12 protein-coding genes are annotated in these 16,380 nt (G+C 44.6%); 4 read left to right on the top strand and 8 right to left on the bottom strand.

The features are described 5' to 3' along the window. The 4 genes from E1163_RS11650 to E1163_RS11665 all read right to left on the bottom strand — a co-directional run. Nucleotides 1-878: carbohydrate kinase family protein (locus E1163_RS11650; RefSeq protein WP_155171851.1), on the bottom strand; the 878-nt coding region annotated here is incomplete at its 3' end. Continuing rightward, nucleotides 875-2,218, bottom strand: a complete 1,344-nt coding sequence (locus E1163_RS11655) for a sugar porter family MFS transporter (protein WP_155171853.1) — start codon at nucleotides 2,216-2,218, stop codon at nucleotides 875-877. The genes E1163_RS11650 and E1163_RS11655, both read right to left, overlap by 4 nt. Before the next feature lie 198 nt (nucleotides 2,219-2,416). Beyond that, complete coding sequence (locus tag E1163_RS11660; protein ID WP_155171855.1) at nucleotides 2,417-5,158, bottom strand: hybrid sensor histidine kinase/response regulator transcription factor; 2,742 nt, start codon at nucleotides 5,156-5,158, stop codon at nucleotides 2,417-2,419. A gap of 140 nt (nucleotides 5,159-5,298) precedes the next feature. After that, on the bottom strand, nucleotides 5,299-5,838 hold the full coding sequence (locus tag E1163_RS11665) for a hypothetical protein (protein ID WP_155171857.1): 540 nt from the start codon (nucleotides 5,836-5,838) through the stop codon (nucleotides 5,299-5,301). 159 nt (nucleotides 5,839-5,997) lie between these two features. Here E1163_RS11665 and E1163_RS11670 point away from each other — a divergent pair, with 159 nt between their 5' ends. After that, on the top strand, nucleotides 5,998-6,825 hold the full coding sequence (locus tag E1163_RS11670) for an AraC family transcriptional regulator (protein WP_246223634.1): 828 nt from the start codon (nucleotides 5,998-6,000) through the stop codon (nucleotides 6,823-6,825). Nucleotides 6,826-6,899: 74 nt separating this feature from the next. Further along, nucleotides 6,900-7,376, top strand: coding sequence for a VOC family protein (locus E1163_RS11675; RefSeq protein ID WP_246223635.1), 477 nt, complete (start codon nucleotides 6,900-6,902; stop codon nucleotides 7,374-7,376). Nucleotides 7,377-7,813: 437 nt separating this feature from the next. Here the strand turns inward: E1163_RS11675 and E1163_RS11680 are convergent, their stop codons facing one another. The 4 genes from E1163_RS11680 to E1163_RS11695 form a co-directional block, all read right to left on the bottom strand. Next, on the bottom strand, nucleotides 7,814-8,605 hold the full coding sequence (locus E1163_RS11680) for an SDR family NAD(P)-dependent oxidoreductase (protein WP_155171859.1): 792 nt from the start codon (nucleotides 8,603-8,605) through the stop codon (nucleotides 7,814-7,816). Between the two features lie 63 nt (nucleotides 8,606-8,668). Next, a complete protein-coding gene (locus E1163_RS11685) occupies nucleotides 8,669-9,250 on the bottom strand; it encodes a TetR/AcrR family transcriptional regulator (RefSeq protein WP_155171861.1) in 582 nt (193 codons plus the stop codon). Nucleotides 9,251-9,362: 112 nt separating this feature from the next. Beyond that, on the bottom strand, nucleotides 9,363-9,923 hold the full coding sequence (locus E1163_RS11690) for a peroxiredoxin-like family protein (RefSeq protein ID WP_155171863.1): 561 nt from the start codon (nucleotides 9,921-9,923) through the stop codon (nucleotides 9,363-9,365). 68 nt (nucleotides 9,924-9,991) lie between these two features. Then, nucleotides 9,992-12,502 (bottom strand): PAS domain S-box protein, encoded by a 2,511-nt coding sequence (locus tag E1163_RS11695; RefSeq protein WP_155171865.1) that lies wholly within the window; start codon nucleotides 12,500-12,502, stop codon nucleotides 9,992-9,994. Nucleotides 12,503-12,716: 214 nt separating this feature from the next. Here E1163_RS11695 and E1163_RS11700 point away from each other — a divergent pair, with 214 nt between their 5' ends. Together E1163_RS11700 and E1163_RS11705 are read left to right on the top strand one after the other, a co-directional pair. Continuing rightward, entirely contained in the window at nucleotides 12,717-14,954 is a 2,238-nt protein-coding gene (locus E1163_RS11700; protein WP_155171867.1) for a helix-turn-helix domain-containing protein, read from the top strand. A 100-nt stretch (nucleotides 14,955-15,054) separates the two neighbouring features. Continuing rightward, the gene (locus E1163_RS11705; RefSeq protein WP_155171869.1) at nucleotides 15,055-15,972 is read left to right on the top strand and encodes a tetrahydrofolate dehydrogenase/cyclohydrolase catalytic domain-containing protein; all 918 of its coding nucleotides are present in this window, start codon (nucleotides 15,055-15,057) and stop codon (nucleotides 15,970-15,972) included. Nucleotides 15,973-16,380: the final 408 nt, after the last annotated feature.

Here is a 16,380-nt window from a genome sequence, read left to right on the forward strand (position 1 = left end):
ATTTGATTAATAGCCTGTTCCGTGATTACCGGAGTGGCACCTGCCTGCGAGGCTACATAAGCACCAACGGCACACGCGTACCTTAGCCGTGATGCCGGAGGCCGGTTGCCCAGGCGTTGGGTAAGCAGTGCAGCCAGAAAGGCATCACCACTGCCTATGGTGTCGGCCACATCCACGGCATAGCCACTATGGGTGTACAGGTGCCCGTTTTCCAGCAGTCTGGCCCCCTGCTCGCCAAAGGTGACACAGAGAGTTTGTAATTGAAATCGTCTGGAGATGTCTTCCATTTGTTGGGTCACCTCAGGGGAGGCAGAATACCATGATGCTATCAATTTTAATTCAGCATCGTTCATTTTTACCATATGTGCGGCCTCCATGAGTTTTTCAACACCTTTGCGGGTATAGTGAGGTGCCCTTAGGTTGACATCAAATACGCAGTAACCGGCTTTCTTTAGCAGTCGCTCCAGGGTGGCGGCTGAGATCTTATTTCTACTGGCCAGGCTGCCATACAAGAGAACCTGTGAGCCTGTAATGGCATTTTCGACATCAGCATCTTCTGAAATAAAGTCCCAGGCCACCGGAGCATTTATAGTGTATTTTACATCCTTGGGATCGGAAGTGTCAGCATCGACTGTGCCGGTTGAATATGTTTCATCAACCTGGATGTATAGAGTGTCTACTCCTTTATCGTCTATGTACCTCACGATGTCGCTACCAGCCTCATCTTTCCCTACGCGGCTTATAATGGCAGAAGAGATCCCAAGCTGGTTGAGGTGTACGGCTACATTCATAGGCGCTCCGCCCGGCATGATACCTCCCGGCAGCTTGTCCCACAGGACTTCCCCGAAGCAGATTACAGGTGTTTTTGAAGGAGTCATAGTGGTGCGAGTTCTTTTTCTTTAACAGCAAGTTCTTCCGATAGCTCTTCCAGTGATTTTCCTTTTGTTTCAGGCATCATTCGCCATACGTAGAGGAGCTGGAAAAACATCATTAACCCGAAAAAGGCAAAGATCAGGGATGGATCGAACGCGCCTACTACTACGGGGAAGATGTTGGCGATCACCGCGGCCATGAACCAGTGAATAAAGCACCCGAAAGACTGGCCCAGCGCCCGGACGTCATTAGGGAAGATCTCTGAAATGAACACCCAAATGACGGCCCCTTGTGACATGGCAAAGAATGATATATAGGCAAACAGGTAGATGGGTACAACCTTGAAGGATTCTACATAGAACGAATAGGAAACCAGCCCCAAAGTGGCGATCAGGCCGAGGGAACCAATATACATCAACAGTTTTCTTCCTGCCCGGTCTATAATGGCCATACCGATCATAGTAAAGATCAGGTTGAGCAGACCTATGCCCGAAGTGGAAAGCAGTGCTGAGCCTGTGCCTAGTCCTGTAAGGTTAAATATTCTTGGGGCATAGTAAATAATGGCATTGATGCCTGAGAGCTGATTGAACATGGCAAACAGGAATACCAGGAGCAAATGAAAATTATATTTGCCACTAAGCACATGCCTGAAGCTGGTTTTCACCTCTTTTGAAATACTTTGCCTGATGGCTGTGATAGAGTTTTCTACTTCTGCCGGATTGATCAGTTCCAGCACTTCGCGGGCCTCTTCTTCATTGCCTTTTTTCACCAAAAGCCATCGCGGGCTTCTCGGTACGCGCAGCACCATAACAAGGAAGAACAACGCCGGTATGGCTTCAACACCCAGCATCCAGCGCCAGGCCTGTGGGTTAACGCCTTCCAACAGGTAATTGGATACGTAGGCGATCAAAATTCCAAAAACAACGTTGAACTGGAACATTGCCACCATGGTACCCCTGTTTTTAGCTGGGGCGATTTCGGAAATATACATGGGGGCCACTACTGACGATGCACCCACGCCTATACCGCCGATCAGTCTAAAGAACATAAAAAGATACTGATCGGTGGCCAGAGCTGATCCCAGGGCTGATATTAAATAAAGTGCGGCCACCCAAAAAAGCGTCTGCTTTCGACCGATAGCATCGGCAGGAATGCCTCCGAAAAGGGCGCCGATTACAGTGCCGTAAAGAGCGATAGCTACTGCCAGTCCATGGCTGAAATCGTCAAGCTGCCATACCTTCTGAATGGCCTGTTCCGCGCCTGAGATCACAGCAGTGTCAAACCCGAAGAGAAAGCCACCCAGAGCGATAGTAACAGACCAATATAATACACGTGAATTTTTCATAGAGGGGTGAGGTTTAATGCTAACCGCAATGTATGCATGAATTGCCGCAAACGATTTCAATCTTATTTCAAAAGATTGTGATTTTGAACTGTTGAATAAAAGCGGGTTTTTCTCTTTTTAGCGCACATTTATGAGAAAAAAGAACTTCTTAACTTGCTGTGCCTGCTTTAGGTTTTGTTTCAAATGTTCAAAATTGAATCAGTCTGAGCGCAGGCTGTTTTTGTATTCTGAAGGGGTGATGTTGAACCTTGCCTTGAAGGCGGTGGAAAAATAGGCAGGAGAAGAAAAGCCACATTCGTATGCGATTTCTGAAATGGTGAGCCCGTTGTCCTGTAGTAATTTTTTCGCTTTGCTTAGCCTGGTGTCATTCAGGTAATCATGGACACTGCATCCTAGCATGTTCTTCACCTTGCGGTACAATTGTACGCGCGACATGCCCAGCTCCTCACTGATGGACTCCACATTAAAATTGGTGTTTGACAGATTATTGTTGATGAGGGTTTTGAATTCTCTGAGAAAGCGTGCGTTCAGGTCTACGTTTGCAGGAGAGTCCTCTTTGCTGCTGGTATGGTATTCGGCGTAGTGGCTTTTGAGTATCTCACGGTTCCTGATTTGCGTTTTTATACCTTCTAGCAGCAGACTGAGCCGGAATGGCTTGGTGAGGTACAGCTCCGCACCTGATCTGAGGCCTTCAAGCTGGCTGCTCTCCTGATGGTTTGAAGTAAGCATGATCACGGGAATGTGGGATGTGCGCATGTCACTCTTCATTCGCCTGACAAGGCCGATGCCATCCAGTCCGGGCAGCGACAGGTCAGTTACGATCAGGTCGGGAATGAGCTCCAAAGCTTGTTTTAAGCCTTCTGTTCCGGAAGGAGCAGTGACAACATTAAAATACTCACTGAGTGAATTGCCCAAAAATTGTCTCAGGTGCTCATCGTCTTCAATGATGAGTACAGTATTCTCTTTTGTTTCGGAAGGTTGGGAGGAAGACAAGGTGAAAGTATTCAGCTCTCCCAGGCCCAGATGGTTGTCATCATTGATAATTGAGGACTCTTCATGGGCAAGTTCTGTTTCGCTAAAGTGCTTGTTCCCTTTTTTTAGTGCAATAGTAAACTTTGTGCCGATATGCTTTTTGCTTTCCACGGTTATGGAGCCATGGTGCAACTCGATGAGGTCTTTTGACAAGGCCAGTCCCAATCCGGTGCCCTTACCTTTGTTATTTTCCCCTACATAGAATCTGTCAAAAGCGTGTAGTACATGCTCCTCCGACATGCCCAGGCCGTTATCTTCCACTTCAATGGTTACGGTGTCTTCATATTCTTTCAGCGTTAGGTGAACAAAACCCTTTTCGGTAGTAAATTTGAAGGCATTGGAGAGCAGGTTGAACAGTACTTTGTCGATCATGTCCTTATCAAACCATACTTCAACCGGTTTGGCGTCACAGTTGAATTGAAGATCAATGCTTTGGGCTTTGGCTACTTTTTTAAATGAGCTAACAACATCTTCAATGAATGAAACAAGGTCACTGGGAGAGGCCTGCACCTGTAGTTTGTTGTTTTCTATTTTACGAAAGTCCATGAGCTGGTTGACGAGCCGGAGCAGCCTTTGTGCATTTTTATATATCATTCCCAGCTCTTCCTTATCTTTCAAAGGCCTGTTTTTCTGTTTTAGCATCTCTTCCGCGGGGCCAAGGATCAGTGTCAGGGGAGTCCTGAATTCGTGGGAGATATTAGTAAAGAATTTAAGCTTGGCTTCATTGGCTTCTTTTACCTGTTGAGAGGCCAGCTCTACCTGCTCATTTTTCTTTTGCAGCTTTTTGTTGATCTGCTGCTTGGAGTGCAGCAATTTAACAAGGAATATGGCAAGCACAATTATGACCACAAGGCCTCCGGATACGAGGTATAATATGATCCGTTGTGATTTATAGAGGCTGTTTTGATCGGCTATCAGTTTCTGCTGTCTCATGATGCTTTGCTGCTGGCTGAGTATTTTTTCGGACTGCAGTTTCAGTGTCCTGACATTCCCCTCATGGATGGCAGTGGTGATTAACCTGTGCTCTTTGGTTACCGGCCGGCCTTGCAGGATGTCCACTGCCAGTCTAATGGCTTCATTGCCACCTGTAGGGTAGAGGAAGGTGGCATCCAGTACACCATTCATAACCATCTCCAGACCGCCGCCGCTGCCGGGAAGGCCATCCACACCGTAAACTTGTATGTCTTTTCTTCTTTTTTTATTTAGCAATACTTCATGAGCCGCCTTTCCCATCTGGTCGTTATGGGCGAAAACCAGGTCGATATCCAGGGTGTCAATGGCTGAGCCAAACCTGGTCAGTGCTTTTTCATACTGCCACTCTCCGTTCACGGAAGCCACTATTTCAAAAACATCATGGTTTGCCAGGCCTGCATTAAATCCCTTATGCCTTTCAATGGCAGGTGTGGAGCCTCTAAGCCCCCAAATCTCAAGTACTTTGACTGTGTCCTGATCAAACGATGTCAACGCAAATTCGGCAGCAGCTTTTCCTATCTCGAAGTTATCTGCGCCGATGTAGGCAGTGTACAGGTTGGAGCTGGACTTGCGGTCTATTACAATCACGGGGATGCCACTGCTGTACGCTTGTTCTATGTAGGGAGTAACCGGTTCAGCTTCGTTTGGGGATACAATTAGCAAGTCTACACCGGTATTGATAAACTCTTGGATATGTTGGATTTGCCGGCTGTTGTCGTCTTCTGCATCTTTAATGATCAGCCTCGTATTGTCATAAAAGGACAGCTCCCGGAGCATGTCATCATGCATAGTTTTTCTCCACAAGTCGTTTCCTGTACATTGGGAAAACCCGATCACAATTTCCTCATCAGCATTTTGGCAGCGGCAAAAAAGTAATGAAAGTAAGGCGAAGGCCACCGTCGGCCAGGTTTTACAGCGCACCATTCTCTTCATCATAAGGTCAATTTAGTATCTTTTTACCAGTAAGCTAAAAATAATTATCAGAAGGTGTTTCTAAGTTACTTAGTTATATAGACCTTATTTTTAGACTAACATTCAGGGGGGCTTGTGATAGGTATCTATAGCATTAAATGTGTTCAATTTATATTTTTCAACACAATGTCTAAGATTTCAGAAGCTAGACAAATGAGGACTTTATTTCTTTCATAAACCTTGTTTTCTAATTGAACTTTGCCTCCATGGAATAAATTATCCCTTATTTGCTTAACTATCGTCAGTACTGCTAATATTGGATCCTTACCTTTCCAGTGAGAGCCTATCTCAATTTCATTGACATCATCTAGATCTTCTAGAAAACCATCCCATTTATCAAACAGTCCTGTGTGGTGTCGTAAAAAGTAAGTTGCGCGTAAAATGTTTGTTCCAGCCTCAAAACCGCGATCTTTGTTTCCAACAGGAGTAAGGCAGCAAAGTTTGCGAGCGGCAGATTTAATGCCTTCTTGCTCCCAGAGTTTATTTTGATTTGCTTTTTGTGCTACGTTATTAATAAGATTTCTTCTGTCTCCAATAATCGCTTCTATATCCTCATAATTATTGCGAAATCTCTCTCTGCAATCATTATATTCGGTGTCTTTTGCAATTTTCTCTCTGAATTCGTTAAGTTGGTCTTTGGTCATACAGTAGTTGGTAACATTATCTCTATTTTAGGCCAATGGTTAGTCAATTTGTAATATAATTATTTGCATCTTAATAATTAAATATAGATAGGCTGAACAACACTTTTAAACATCAATCCGTATTAAATAAAATTAGGTTAACCCATTAAAGAAGACCTCTTGTCTACACTCGCATCATCCGATATAAGGCCTTTTGAAATGCTAAGGCACCTGTATAAACCCATACAACCTACGGTGCGGCATTTGGGTTATATTGGTTATCGGGAGGTGCTGCCTTCCGTTATGCTGCAGCCCTTTATTTACTGCTATTGGGAGCTGACATCCCGGGAAAGGCTGGACAGTCCGTTTGCTTACCAAATAGTGACGGATGGGTGCATAGACATCTTTTTTGATGCTACAAACCCTGCGGAGAGCTGCGTGATGGGGTATTGCGATTCACATACCTCCTTTTCACTGACTGAAAATTTTCGCTACATCGGCATACGTTTTTTCCCTGGTGTATTGCCTCAGCTATACAAGTTCAACGCTGGAGAATTAACTAATAAGGCAGAGCCTCTGGATGCCATACACCCTTCAACAGCTCAGCTTTTGGCAGATATTGAAATGACTACTTTGGTCTCAGCTAAAAAAGTTTTAGACCAGCATTTTAGTCATTTGTTTTCGAGGGCAGCGTTCAAAGCTGATCCCAGGTTTTATCATGCTTTAGATCTAATATTTGCCAGCCAGGGTAAAGAAAAGGTAGAGACAGGATTTGATGTAGGGGTGAGCCCCAGGCAACTTCGAAGGCTTTTTGGGAGCTATATTGGTGACTCTGTAAAGGCTTTTAGTCAGGTAGTGCGGTTTCAAAATATGCTGCAAAGTTCACCTTCAGGGACAAGTTTGCTGGATAATAAAGCATTTCTGGACCATTATTACGACCAGGCGCATTTCATTAAAGAATTTAAACGTCTCTATGGCTCTACTCCCGGCCAGGTAAGCGGGTGGTGAAAATGTCCGATTTTTACAATAAATCTTTTGCAAGGCGGCTCACCTTTGTGCTATAATCAAATGAAGAATAGCACATGAAAGTAAGAAGATTAATAACCATAGCCGTATTGCTGTGCTTGAGTACTGCTGTTTTTGCACAATCATCAACTTCTCAAAGTAAAACTGCCATGAATATGAAAATGAACGCCGGAATAATCACCGACAAGCTTAGTGAGACCAAAGAATTCTATACAAAAGTACTTGGCTTTGGAATCACTTTTGAAAACGAATTTTACCTGTTGATGCACACGCCGGGTAAACAGGCGGAGCTGAGCTTCCTGTTGCCAGAGCATTCATCTCAGCAACCACTTTTTCAACCTGCTTTTGCGGGAAAGGGAGTTTACCTGACCATAGAAGTGGAAGATGTGGATGCTGTTTACAAAGAGTTGAAGCAAAAGAATGTCAAAATCATTATCGATATCAGGGACGAACCCTGGGGAGACAGGCATTTTGCGATTCAGGACCCTAATGGTGTGGGGATTGATATCGTGACTTACTCAGGGCAGGGGTAGGAGATATGAAAAGGGTGGTATTACCTCACCATGTATTTTCTTGATAAAAAAACTGTCCTAAGAATCAAGCCTGCCGAAGGTGGTTGTCTGGGGACAACCACCGGGAGAGCTGTTCTGTAGCACGGGCAGTAGGTATTGTCCACAGGCAGTAGTAATCCCGGCCTTTCAGGCCTTTGGGCTGGGTTTATATAGTACAAAAGGCTGCACCTTTTGCTGATAGATAGCGCCCTTGTCAGGGCTGGAGGAGTGTTGGTATGGTAAGGATTGTGCTAAAGCGGTGGTCATAGCTTTAAGCGTATCGAAGAGAGGCTGTCTTAAAAGGGTAGGCGTGTTCGGGTACCTATCTGAGAAAAATCTCGTATACAAAAAAAAACTGAGGCCGTTCAAATTACTTTTGAGACGGCCTCTTGTTTGTTTGCCTCAGACGGGTAAGTCTTCTAAATCACTTGCAGTGTCCCTCCGTCAGCGCGTAGGGTAGCGCCATTGGTGGCAATGGACAGTGGGCTGGAAAGATAGGTTGCGAGGCTGGCGATTTCTGCCGGTTCTATGAAGCGCTGTATCAGGGAGTGTGGGTTTGTGTTCTGCATGATAGCCTGCTTCATTTGCTCAACGGTTATGTTTTGGGCCTGGGCAATCTGCTCTACCGCCTGCGCTACACCCTCTGAGTACGTAGGGCCGCCGAGTATTGTGTTTACCGTTACGGCTGTATTTTTGGTCAGTTTGGAGAGACCGTTGCTCAAGGATAGCATGGCTGTCTTGGTCATCCCATAATGGATCATGTTTTCGGGAATGTTGAGGCCTGATTCGCTGCTGATGAAAATGACCCTTCCCCAGCCCCGGGACAACATTTTGGGAAGCAAGGCCCTGGACAGGCGAATGCCGCTCATTACATTAATTTCAAAGAACCTGTACCATTCTTCATCGGTAAGCTCACTGAAGTCTTTAAGGTCGAATATGCCGACATTGTTAATCAATATGTCAATTTCAGGAAGTGCCGACAGAAGTTTATTGATCTCATCTGTATTGGCAAAATCTGTGGCTATTCCTGATACTTTGGCGCTGCTGTTATCGCGTTTTAAATTAGCTACAGCTTCATCCACTTTCTCCTGCGTTCTACCATTGATAATCACACGTGCACCTTCGGCAAGTAATTGTCTGGCTATGGCAGAACCTATGCCCTGGGTTGAACCACTGATAAATGCTGTTTTTGATTTGAGTTGTAAATCCATGTTTGCTGTTGTTTGTTATTAGATTTTATATTGTATTGATCAATACAAAAATTGATAAAAAAATTAGCTGAGTATATCGAGTTGCATATCGATCTGCTTTTTGAGCAGGTCTTTGTCCGGATACATGCGCCGGGTAACATTCAGGCCATTCCAAAAGGTGATCAGGTAGCGGCCCAAAATTTCAGGATCAGCCTGATTTTTTAGTTTACCCTGTTTTTGCTCCAGGGCGATGGTGTCTGTAAACATTTGTTCCACCTCTCTCAATATCTGTACGGCCTCTTTTTCCAGATCGTCATCAATAAAAGTCATTTCCACCACGGTGTTGACAATAATGCAGCCTTGCAGATGGCTATTTTCATCAGCCAGGGCAATACTCCGGAAGAAATCCTTGATCAGGTCCAGCGGGCTTTCGCTTTGGCTAAGCTCTTTTTTAAAAGCGTCAAAAGCCTCCCGGCGTTGCTGGATAGCTTTGCGGAACAGCTCCTTTTTCCCTCCCTTATAGGCATTGTAAAAGCTTCCGTAGCCAATTCCCATAGCTTTGAGCAGGTCATCCATGGAAGTGGCCGTGTATCCTTTTGACCAAAATAACTGCTGTGCTTTGGCTTCTACCTCCTGATTATTGTATTTGCTTGGCCGACCTCTCATTTTGTAAGATTATATTTATGTATTAATCAATACAAAATTAGTTGAATTAACTTAATAACAAAATAGTTATGAGTGTTTAGTCATGAGTATTGAGAGTGCTTAGTCAATACTCTTAACTCTCGACCAACTCCGTTCTGGCAAATTCCTTCACTATTGAAATATCCAGCCGGTCGGTAAGGCTTTCGGCATAATGTACTTTTTTAATGATCAGGCCCCTGTCAACCAGAAACTCGGCAGGCATGGTTTTGATGGATTCTCCGCCGGACATCATGTGCATGGGTACACCGGTTTTGGCTGCTTTAAAGGCAGTTTGCACAAATGAGCTTAAATGGCTGACTGCCGATTTGTAGCCTGAGCTTTCGAGTCCATAGGCATCATACCAGACTTTTTCAGGATCTGAAATGAGTGGGATAGGGGATACTTCTTTGTGAAATGTACTCCTGAGCAATACCCTTTCCGGTGATTCGAAGAAAAAGATCATCTCCATGCCCTGGGCTTTTAATTCTTCATAAACTTTGGTGAGCGTGTGTACCCGTAGGTTGCAAAAGGGGCACCCGGCATGTCTGAAAAAGCCTATGAATATCTTTTTATCGCTATATTCATTGAGGTCTATGGTTCGCTGGAAGATATCGGTTAGTTTGAATACCGGGGCTTTAATATTGTTTTGGAGCATATGTTTAGGATGTTTTATTCAATATACGGAACGGGCTGATGTCTGGATTTTACAACGGGAGAATTATTTTAAAAATTCACTTTGAAAGTAGAGCCTTTGTCTACCTGACTGTCCACGCAAATGTTTCCTCCCATAGATTCTACGTGTGTTTTGGTGATATAAAGCCCTACACCTTTGGCTTCCGGGTTGTCGTGAAAGGTCTTGTTCAGGCAAAAAAGTTTGTCTCCATGTTTGGTTAAGTCTATGCCTAGCCCGTTGTCGGTAATGGCCAGGGTTATACCGGCTTCGGAGACTTTGGTTTCAACATGTATGACAGGAGACCTGCCAAGCGCCCTGTATTTGATGGCATTGGTAAGCAGGTTAAGAAAAATACTTTCCAGGTAATTCCTGTTGTAGTTTATAACAGGTGCTTTCAAAAAATCGCAGGTAATGATGGCATCGCTTTCAATGATCTGAGCGGTGATGATCTCCAGCGTTTTGTTAAATACTTCCTGAAATTCGATAATTTCTGTCTCCTTACTATTCGATTCTTCATTTTTCAATGTTTCTATCAAAGTATTGAGAGTGGAGGAGAGATGCTGAATTACGGTTTTGAATTTTTCGAAGATCTGCTTTCTTTCTTCTTTGGTCTCAGCCAGTTTGTAGAGGTGTAGCAGAGATGAAAGGTTGCCAACGGGAGACCTGAGATTATGCGAGGTAATATGGGCAAAATTGGCAAGCTGGGCATTTTGCTCGGTCAGCCTCTCGGTCAGTACCTCCAGGTTAGCTTTGGCCTCCAGCAGTTTTTTCTGGTTTTCCACGCGCTCAGTAATGTCAGTGGCTATTCCCAGAAAGCCGGTGGTGACATTGTTTTCATTTTTGATGGCTGTTACCACTAACTGAACCTTGATTTGGGACCCGTCTTTTTTGATGTAGGTCCACTCCCGCGATTCTGACTGTCCTTGTCTGGCATACTCTACAAATACATCGAAGCCACTGACCTCTTTCCTTAGCAAGGCGGAAAGCTCTTTTTCCCTTTGGTGGATTTCATTTTTATCGTGAAAAATAACCGGGGTTTCTTTGTGTTCTACTTCACCGGCCCTGTAGCCCAGGAGGTTTTCAGCGCCTTTGTTAAAGTGCATGATAGTGCCATTCAGGTCAGTGCTGATGATGGAAACTTCTGTGGTGGCATCCATGATTGTTTTCAGGTTGGCCAGGAGCATTCGGGCCTGGTTTTCCGCCACTTTACGGGAGGTGATGTCATAGCTGATGCCCAGAAGCCCGGTTATTTTACCGGTTTTGTCCCGGAGAGGGACCTTGGAAAACATAAACCAGGTTATGGTGTTGTCATTTTTAACATGGCGGCACTCCAGATTTTTGAGGGGTTTCCCCGTGGTAAATACATATTGGTCCTGCTTTACAGACTCACTGGCAGAGTCTTCAGGAAAGAGGTCAAAATCACTCTTGCCTAGTATCTCTTCCTCTTTCAGTCCCATGTATTCGCACTCGCTCCTGTTGACGAGGGTTTTTCTTGACAGAAGATCTTTGGTGTAAACGTTAAGGGGTATATTGTCAATGATGGTTCTGAGCAGCCTCCTTTCTTCCTGAATGATCTGTTCGTTTTTCTTTTTTTCGTTGATGTCCTGAAACACGCCATATAGCCGCTGGCATTGGCCATGGATAAACTCCGGCTGGCCCATAACCCTTGCCCAAAGACTATTCCCTCTTGCCGTAACCAGTTCCAGGTCAAGGTCGTACGACTTGTTCAGGTTGATAGCTTCAGCGACGGCTTTTTCTATCATAGCCCTGTTTTTTCCTTTTTTGAAAAACTTAAAAATATAAGTATAGTCGGTCTTGAGGTTTTCGGGCATTTCAAGGATTTCGCGCGTAATCCTGTTCCATGTTACACCGCCTGTGGCCAGATCGATCTCCCAGGTGCCAATGCGGGCCATTTCACTGGCCTTGCCCAATATATTCTCTATTCTTTTTTTGCCAAATTCCTTTTCTTTGGCTTCGGTAATGTCGGAGGTGTACATTAAAAGGCCACCTATGGTATGTTTTGAAGTATACCATGGGCGTACATCCCAGGTGATCCATTGCACTGAGCCGTCTGCCCTCAAAAAGCTGGTTTCTTCGCAGGTGTTGATGGCACCTTGCAGGCATTCCTGGTGTATCTTTTTCCATTCATCACCTATTTCAGGAAATATTTCATAATGTGAAAGCCCCGTAATGTCTGCATGCTTAATGCCGTAGTCAGTCAACCATTTGCGGGATGCTGCGATATACTTCATATCCAAATCGAACATGGCGATGGCATGCGGTGCTTCTTCGATGATCGTTTTGTATCTTTTTTCTAATTTTCTGAGATCTGCCTCCAGCCATTCTACAGTTTTATTGTCTCTGATATGGTTTTGATCATCAAAAAGCAATGCCTTCAATACTAGCCAAAACGCAATGAGCAAAGCCATTACTAGAATATAGATGATGATTTCGGGGGTGGCTGGGATCGCAGAGCTTTGATTGTACTGTAGCACAATCAGTATTGCAATGACGATCAATACCAATAACGCCAGGATCGGAATGTTACTTTTTCGGCCCATTGCAATATTTTTTTAAAGCCTGAGTTGGTTATTGCATTTGGCTCTTAAGCTTTTTGGTTAAAGGGTTTAGGTCTTAAGGGTGTGGTCTTAGCATATAACAATATACAAATCTTAATCCGATAAGTAAATTCAAAGTATTATTATTTAGCCTGATTTTCAGACATAAACGTACACTGGCTTGGTTATTTATCGCTGACTTGGCTAATATTATGGCATGAGTCAGAAATTGAGTGAAGTAGCGGAGTTAGCTGTTAAATATGTAAATACTACCCAAAGGCATATTTTCCTTACCGGGAAAGCCGGCAGTGGGAAAACCACTTTGCTGAGGTACCTGGTGGCGAAAACCTATAAAGCTGCGGTGGTGGCAGCTCCTACAGGCATTGCTGCTATTAATGCAGGTGGAGTTACCCTCCACTCACTTTTGCAGTTGCCTTTCGGGACTTTTGTGCCGGGAGAGGTATCAATGGGCGGACTTGAACTGAGAGAGAAGCTAAATACACCCAAGTCGGTTATTTCCCAGTTGCAAATGAGAAGCACTAAGCGTAAACTGCTGCGTGAGATTGAGCTGCTAATCATCGATGAGGTAAGTATGCTTCGTGCTGACCTGCTCGACTGTATTGATGTTATACTAAGGCATGTAAGGAGAAGGAGGGATGTGCCGTTCGGAGGTGTGCAGATGCTTTTTATAGGTGACCTCAATCAGTTGCCACCTGTAGTCAAAAATTCAGAATGGCCGCTGCTTTCAAAGTATTATGGCAGTGCTTACTTCTTCGATTCCCAGGTGCTGAAAAACTACCCTCCTGTCTACATCGAACTGGATAAGATTTACAGGCAATCCGATCCTGAATTTCTGGATATTCTCAACAGGCTTAGGGACAACAAGCTGCTGGCCGACGATGTGAAAAAGTTGAACTCATACTACCGCAAGGACGTGAGTGACCAGGCTGAGGAAGGATACATCCACATTACCACCCACAATAGGAAGGCTGACCTGATCAATGAACGTGAGCTGGAAAAGCTGGAGAGCAAGGCCTATGAATACAAGGCTAAAGTATCCGGAGACTTTCCTGAAAATATGTACCCTTTGTCAGATGCGATAGTGCTGAAATTGGGTGCTCAGGTGATGTTTATAAAGAATGATCCGAGTGGTGAAGGGCAATATTATAATGGTAAGATCGGTAAGGTAGTATCTCTGGGGAGTGAAAGCATAGAGGTAGAGCTCGATGGTGACGGTGCGCTGGTGGAGGTGAAAACCTACCTCTGGGAAAATAAAAGGTATAAGCTCAATGCTGATACCGGACAGGTGGAGGAGACTGTAATTGGTACCTACGAGCAGTACCCGATCAAGCTGGCCTGGGCCATTACCGTGCACAAAAGCCAGGGACTTACTTTTGAAAAAGCTATCCTTGATCTTTCTGATTCTTTTGCCCCGGGGCAGATGTATGTGGCTCTTTCCCGGCTTACCTCCATGAAAGGACTGGTACTTTCTGCACCTGTTCCGGAAAGTGGCATAGATACTGATAGTGCGCTCCAAAGTTTTGCAGGTAGCAAAAGGGCGGTAAATGACCTGCAGGAAGAGTTAAAGCAGGACAGGAAAAAATTTCTACTGGGCTATACTCAAACTGCTTTTGATTTTACTGATATCCTGATTGAATTGAACAATCATCTGCAAGGGTTTGATAAGGATGAAAACAAATCAGCAAAGCAAAAATATAAGGACTGGACCAATGAGCTGCTGAATGAGACGAAACCACTCCAAGAGGTGGCAGGAAAGTTTATCAGGCAACTGGCCAGAATTGTCGGAGAAGATGGAAATGACTACTTGCTGAACATTTATGAGCGGGTGCAAAAAGCCAATGGTTATTTTCAGCCTTTGTTACGGTCGCTTTCGCAAAAAGTAAAGGAACATAAGAAGCAGGTTAGTATTCAAAAAAAGGTAAAGGGCTACTCCGGTGAGCTTAAGGATATTGAAAGTCTGTTTGATAGAAAAGAACAGCAAATCCAGAAAGCAGAACTGCTGATCTCACATGCAATTGACAATAAAATGCTCACCAAAGAAGACCTGCAATCTTCGGGTATTTATAACCGCGCCTCCGGTAAGACCGAGAAAAAGGAAAAGAAGGTACCTACAAAGGAGGTGACTTACGGGCTTTACAAGGAAGGGAAAAGTGTAGAAGAAATAGCAGAGTTGCGCGGCCTTACATCAGGAACTATTGAAGGGCATTTATGTACTTATGTGCTCACGGGGGAAATCAAAGCCTCTGACCTGATGGATGGTGAAAAAATGGAGAATATACTTACAGTCATGAGGACATTAGGCACCACTTCGTCCGGGAAAATCAAAAGCAAGCTGGGCGATGAATATGAATATGGAGAGATCCGCATTGCCCTGGCCCATCATCAGGCTATAGAAAAAGGAGTGGTGGAGCAGGGAGATTCCCGTAGCAAGTAACGGCAGTAATGACTTAACGGCGTGCAACTATTGCACTGTTAAATCCAAATGGTTACTTTCGCAACCAAAATTATTTCCCGGCATAAACGTACTTCCCCCGATGTCCTATACACCTGTTTTACTTGACGGAAAAGCCTTATCCAAAGAGATTGAAGAAAGCCTTAAAAAACGAGTTGCCAATATCATAAGACAAACCGGTGTGGTGCCTGTGCTTGCTACGGTGCTGGTGGGCAACGATCCGTCTTCTGAAGTGTATGTAAAGATGAAGGGCAATGCCTGCGAGAGGGTAGGGATGAAGTCGCTGAAGCTTCACCTGCCTGAGGAAACCACCACGGGACAGTTACTGGCGGCTATTGACAAACTGAACAATGACGATTCGGTTTGTGGCATACTGCTGCAACATCCCGTGCCTGCCCACATCAATGAGCGGGAGTGTTTTGACAGGATCGCTGCTGAAAAGGATGTTGATGGCGTTACCTGTCACGGCTTCGGTCGTATGGCCATGAATGAGCCTGCATTCGGAAGTGCCACTCCGGCGGGAATAATGAAACTCATCAAGCACTACAACCTGCCCATAGAAGGAAAACATGCCGTAGTAGTCGGCAGAAGCCCCATATTAGGCAAGCCTGTAGCGATGATGTTGCTTAACGAAAACGCAACAGTCACCATATGCCACTCCAAAACCGAAGGCCTTCCGGAGATTGTTAAAGGTGCCGATATAGTAGTTGGGGCAGTAGGCAAACCTGAATTTATCAAGGCTGACTGGATCAAGGACAATGCAATAGTTATTGATGCAGGCTACCATGCAGGCGGTATTGGTGACATTGAGATCAGTAAAGTTAAGGACAGGGCCATGGCCTATACTCCGGTGCCGGGAGGTGTTGGCCCGATGACTATTGCTACACTCATCATGCAAAATGTGGAATCCGCAGAAATTCAACTTTTTAAAAACATCAAATTACAGTCTGATATAGAAGGTGGAGTAGTAGAATTGGCCGAAACACCTGCGTTACTTTAACATGTAATAACTGGATTAAACGACTGCTTTAAACTTCCGAAAGTTTGGTAAAGCTTAACGATTCAGAAGCACGCCCCGAAGGTAATAACTGTAAGCAAAAAACTACTCTAACGATTTTACATGTACCTCTTAGTAAAGGTGGCTGTCTGGGGACAAGCCACCGGGTGGGAACTAAACGACGGCTTTACTAAACTTCACGTCTTTTCTTGGGAGGAGGCTACCTGCTATCGAATCAAGCCCTCAATTTACAGACCTACTTGTTTTGTCCCTTCGGGACAATCTGACCTAAATGGCTATTCTACAAATATTTAATCCCTATGGGATGATTACGGCGGCAAGCATTCGTAGTTTATTTTAAAGGTAAGATAATGTGGTGTCTAGGCCTAAAGAAATAATCCTTGTCTTTTA

Source organism: Fulvivirga kasyanovii (assembly GCF_009711405.1).
In the GTDB taxonomy this organism is placed as follows: Bacteria; Bacteroidota; Bacteroidia; order Cytophagales; family Cyclobacteriaceae; genus Fulvivirga; species Fulvivirga kasyanovii.

Excerpts from the sequence above, each read along its gene's own strand:
- E1163_RS11655 (WP_155171853.1), bottom strand. The coding sequence starts at position 2,218 with ATGAAAAATTCACGTGTATTATATTGGTCTGTTACTATCGCTCTGGGT.
- E1163_RS11660 (WP_155171855.1), bottom strand. The coding sequence starts at position 5,158 with ATGATGAAGAGAATGGTGCGCTGTAAAACCTGGCCGACGGTGGCCTTC.
- E1163_RS11665 (WP_155171857.1), bottom strand. The coding sequence starts at position 5,838 with ATGACCAAAGACCAACTTAACGAATTCAGAGAGAAAATTGCAAAAGAC.
- E1163_RS11675 (WP_246223635.1), top strand. The coding sequence starts at position 6,900 with ATGAAAGTAAGAAGATTAATAACCATAGCCGTATTGCTGTGCTTGAGT.
- E1163_RS11680 (WP_155171859.1), bottom strand. The coding sequence starts at position 8,605 with ATGGATTTACAACTCAAATCAAAAACAGCATTTATCAGTGGTTCAACC.
- E1163_RS11685 (WP_155171861.1), bottom strand. The coding sequence starts at position 9,250 with ATGAGAGGTCGGCCAAGCAAATACAATAATCAGGAGGTAGAAGCCAAA.
- E1163_RS11690 (WP_155171863.1), bottom strand. The coding sequence starts at position 9,923 with ATGCTCCAAAACAATATTAAAGCCCCGGTATTCAAACTAACCGATATC.
- E1163_RS11695 (WP_155171865.1), bottom strand. The coding sequence starts at position 12,502 with ATGGGCCGAAAAAGTAACATTCCGATCCTGGCGTTATTGGTATTGATC.
- E1163_RS11700 (WP_155171867.1), top strand. The coding sequence starts at position 12,717 with ATGAGTCAGAAATTGAGTGAAGTAGCGGAGTTAGCTGTTAAATATGTA.
- E1163_RS11705 (WP_155171869.1), top strand. The coding sequence starts at position 15,055 with ATGTCCTATACACCTGTTTTACTTGACGGAAAAGCCTTATCCAAAGAG.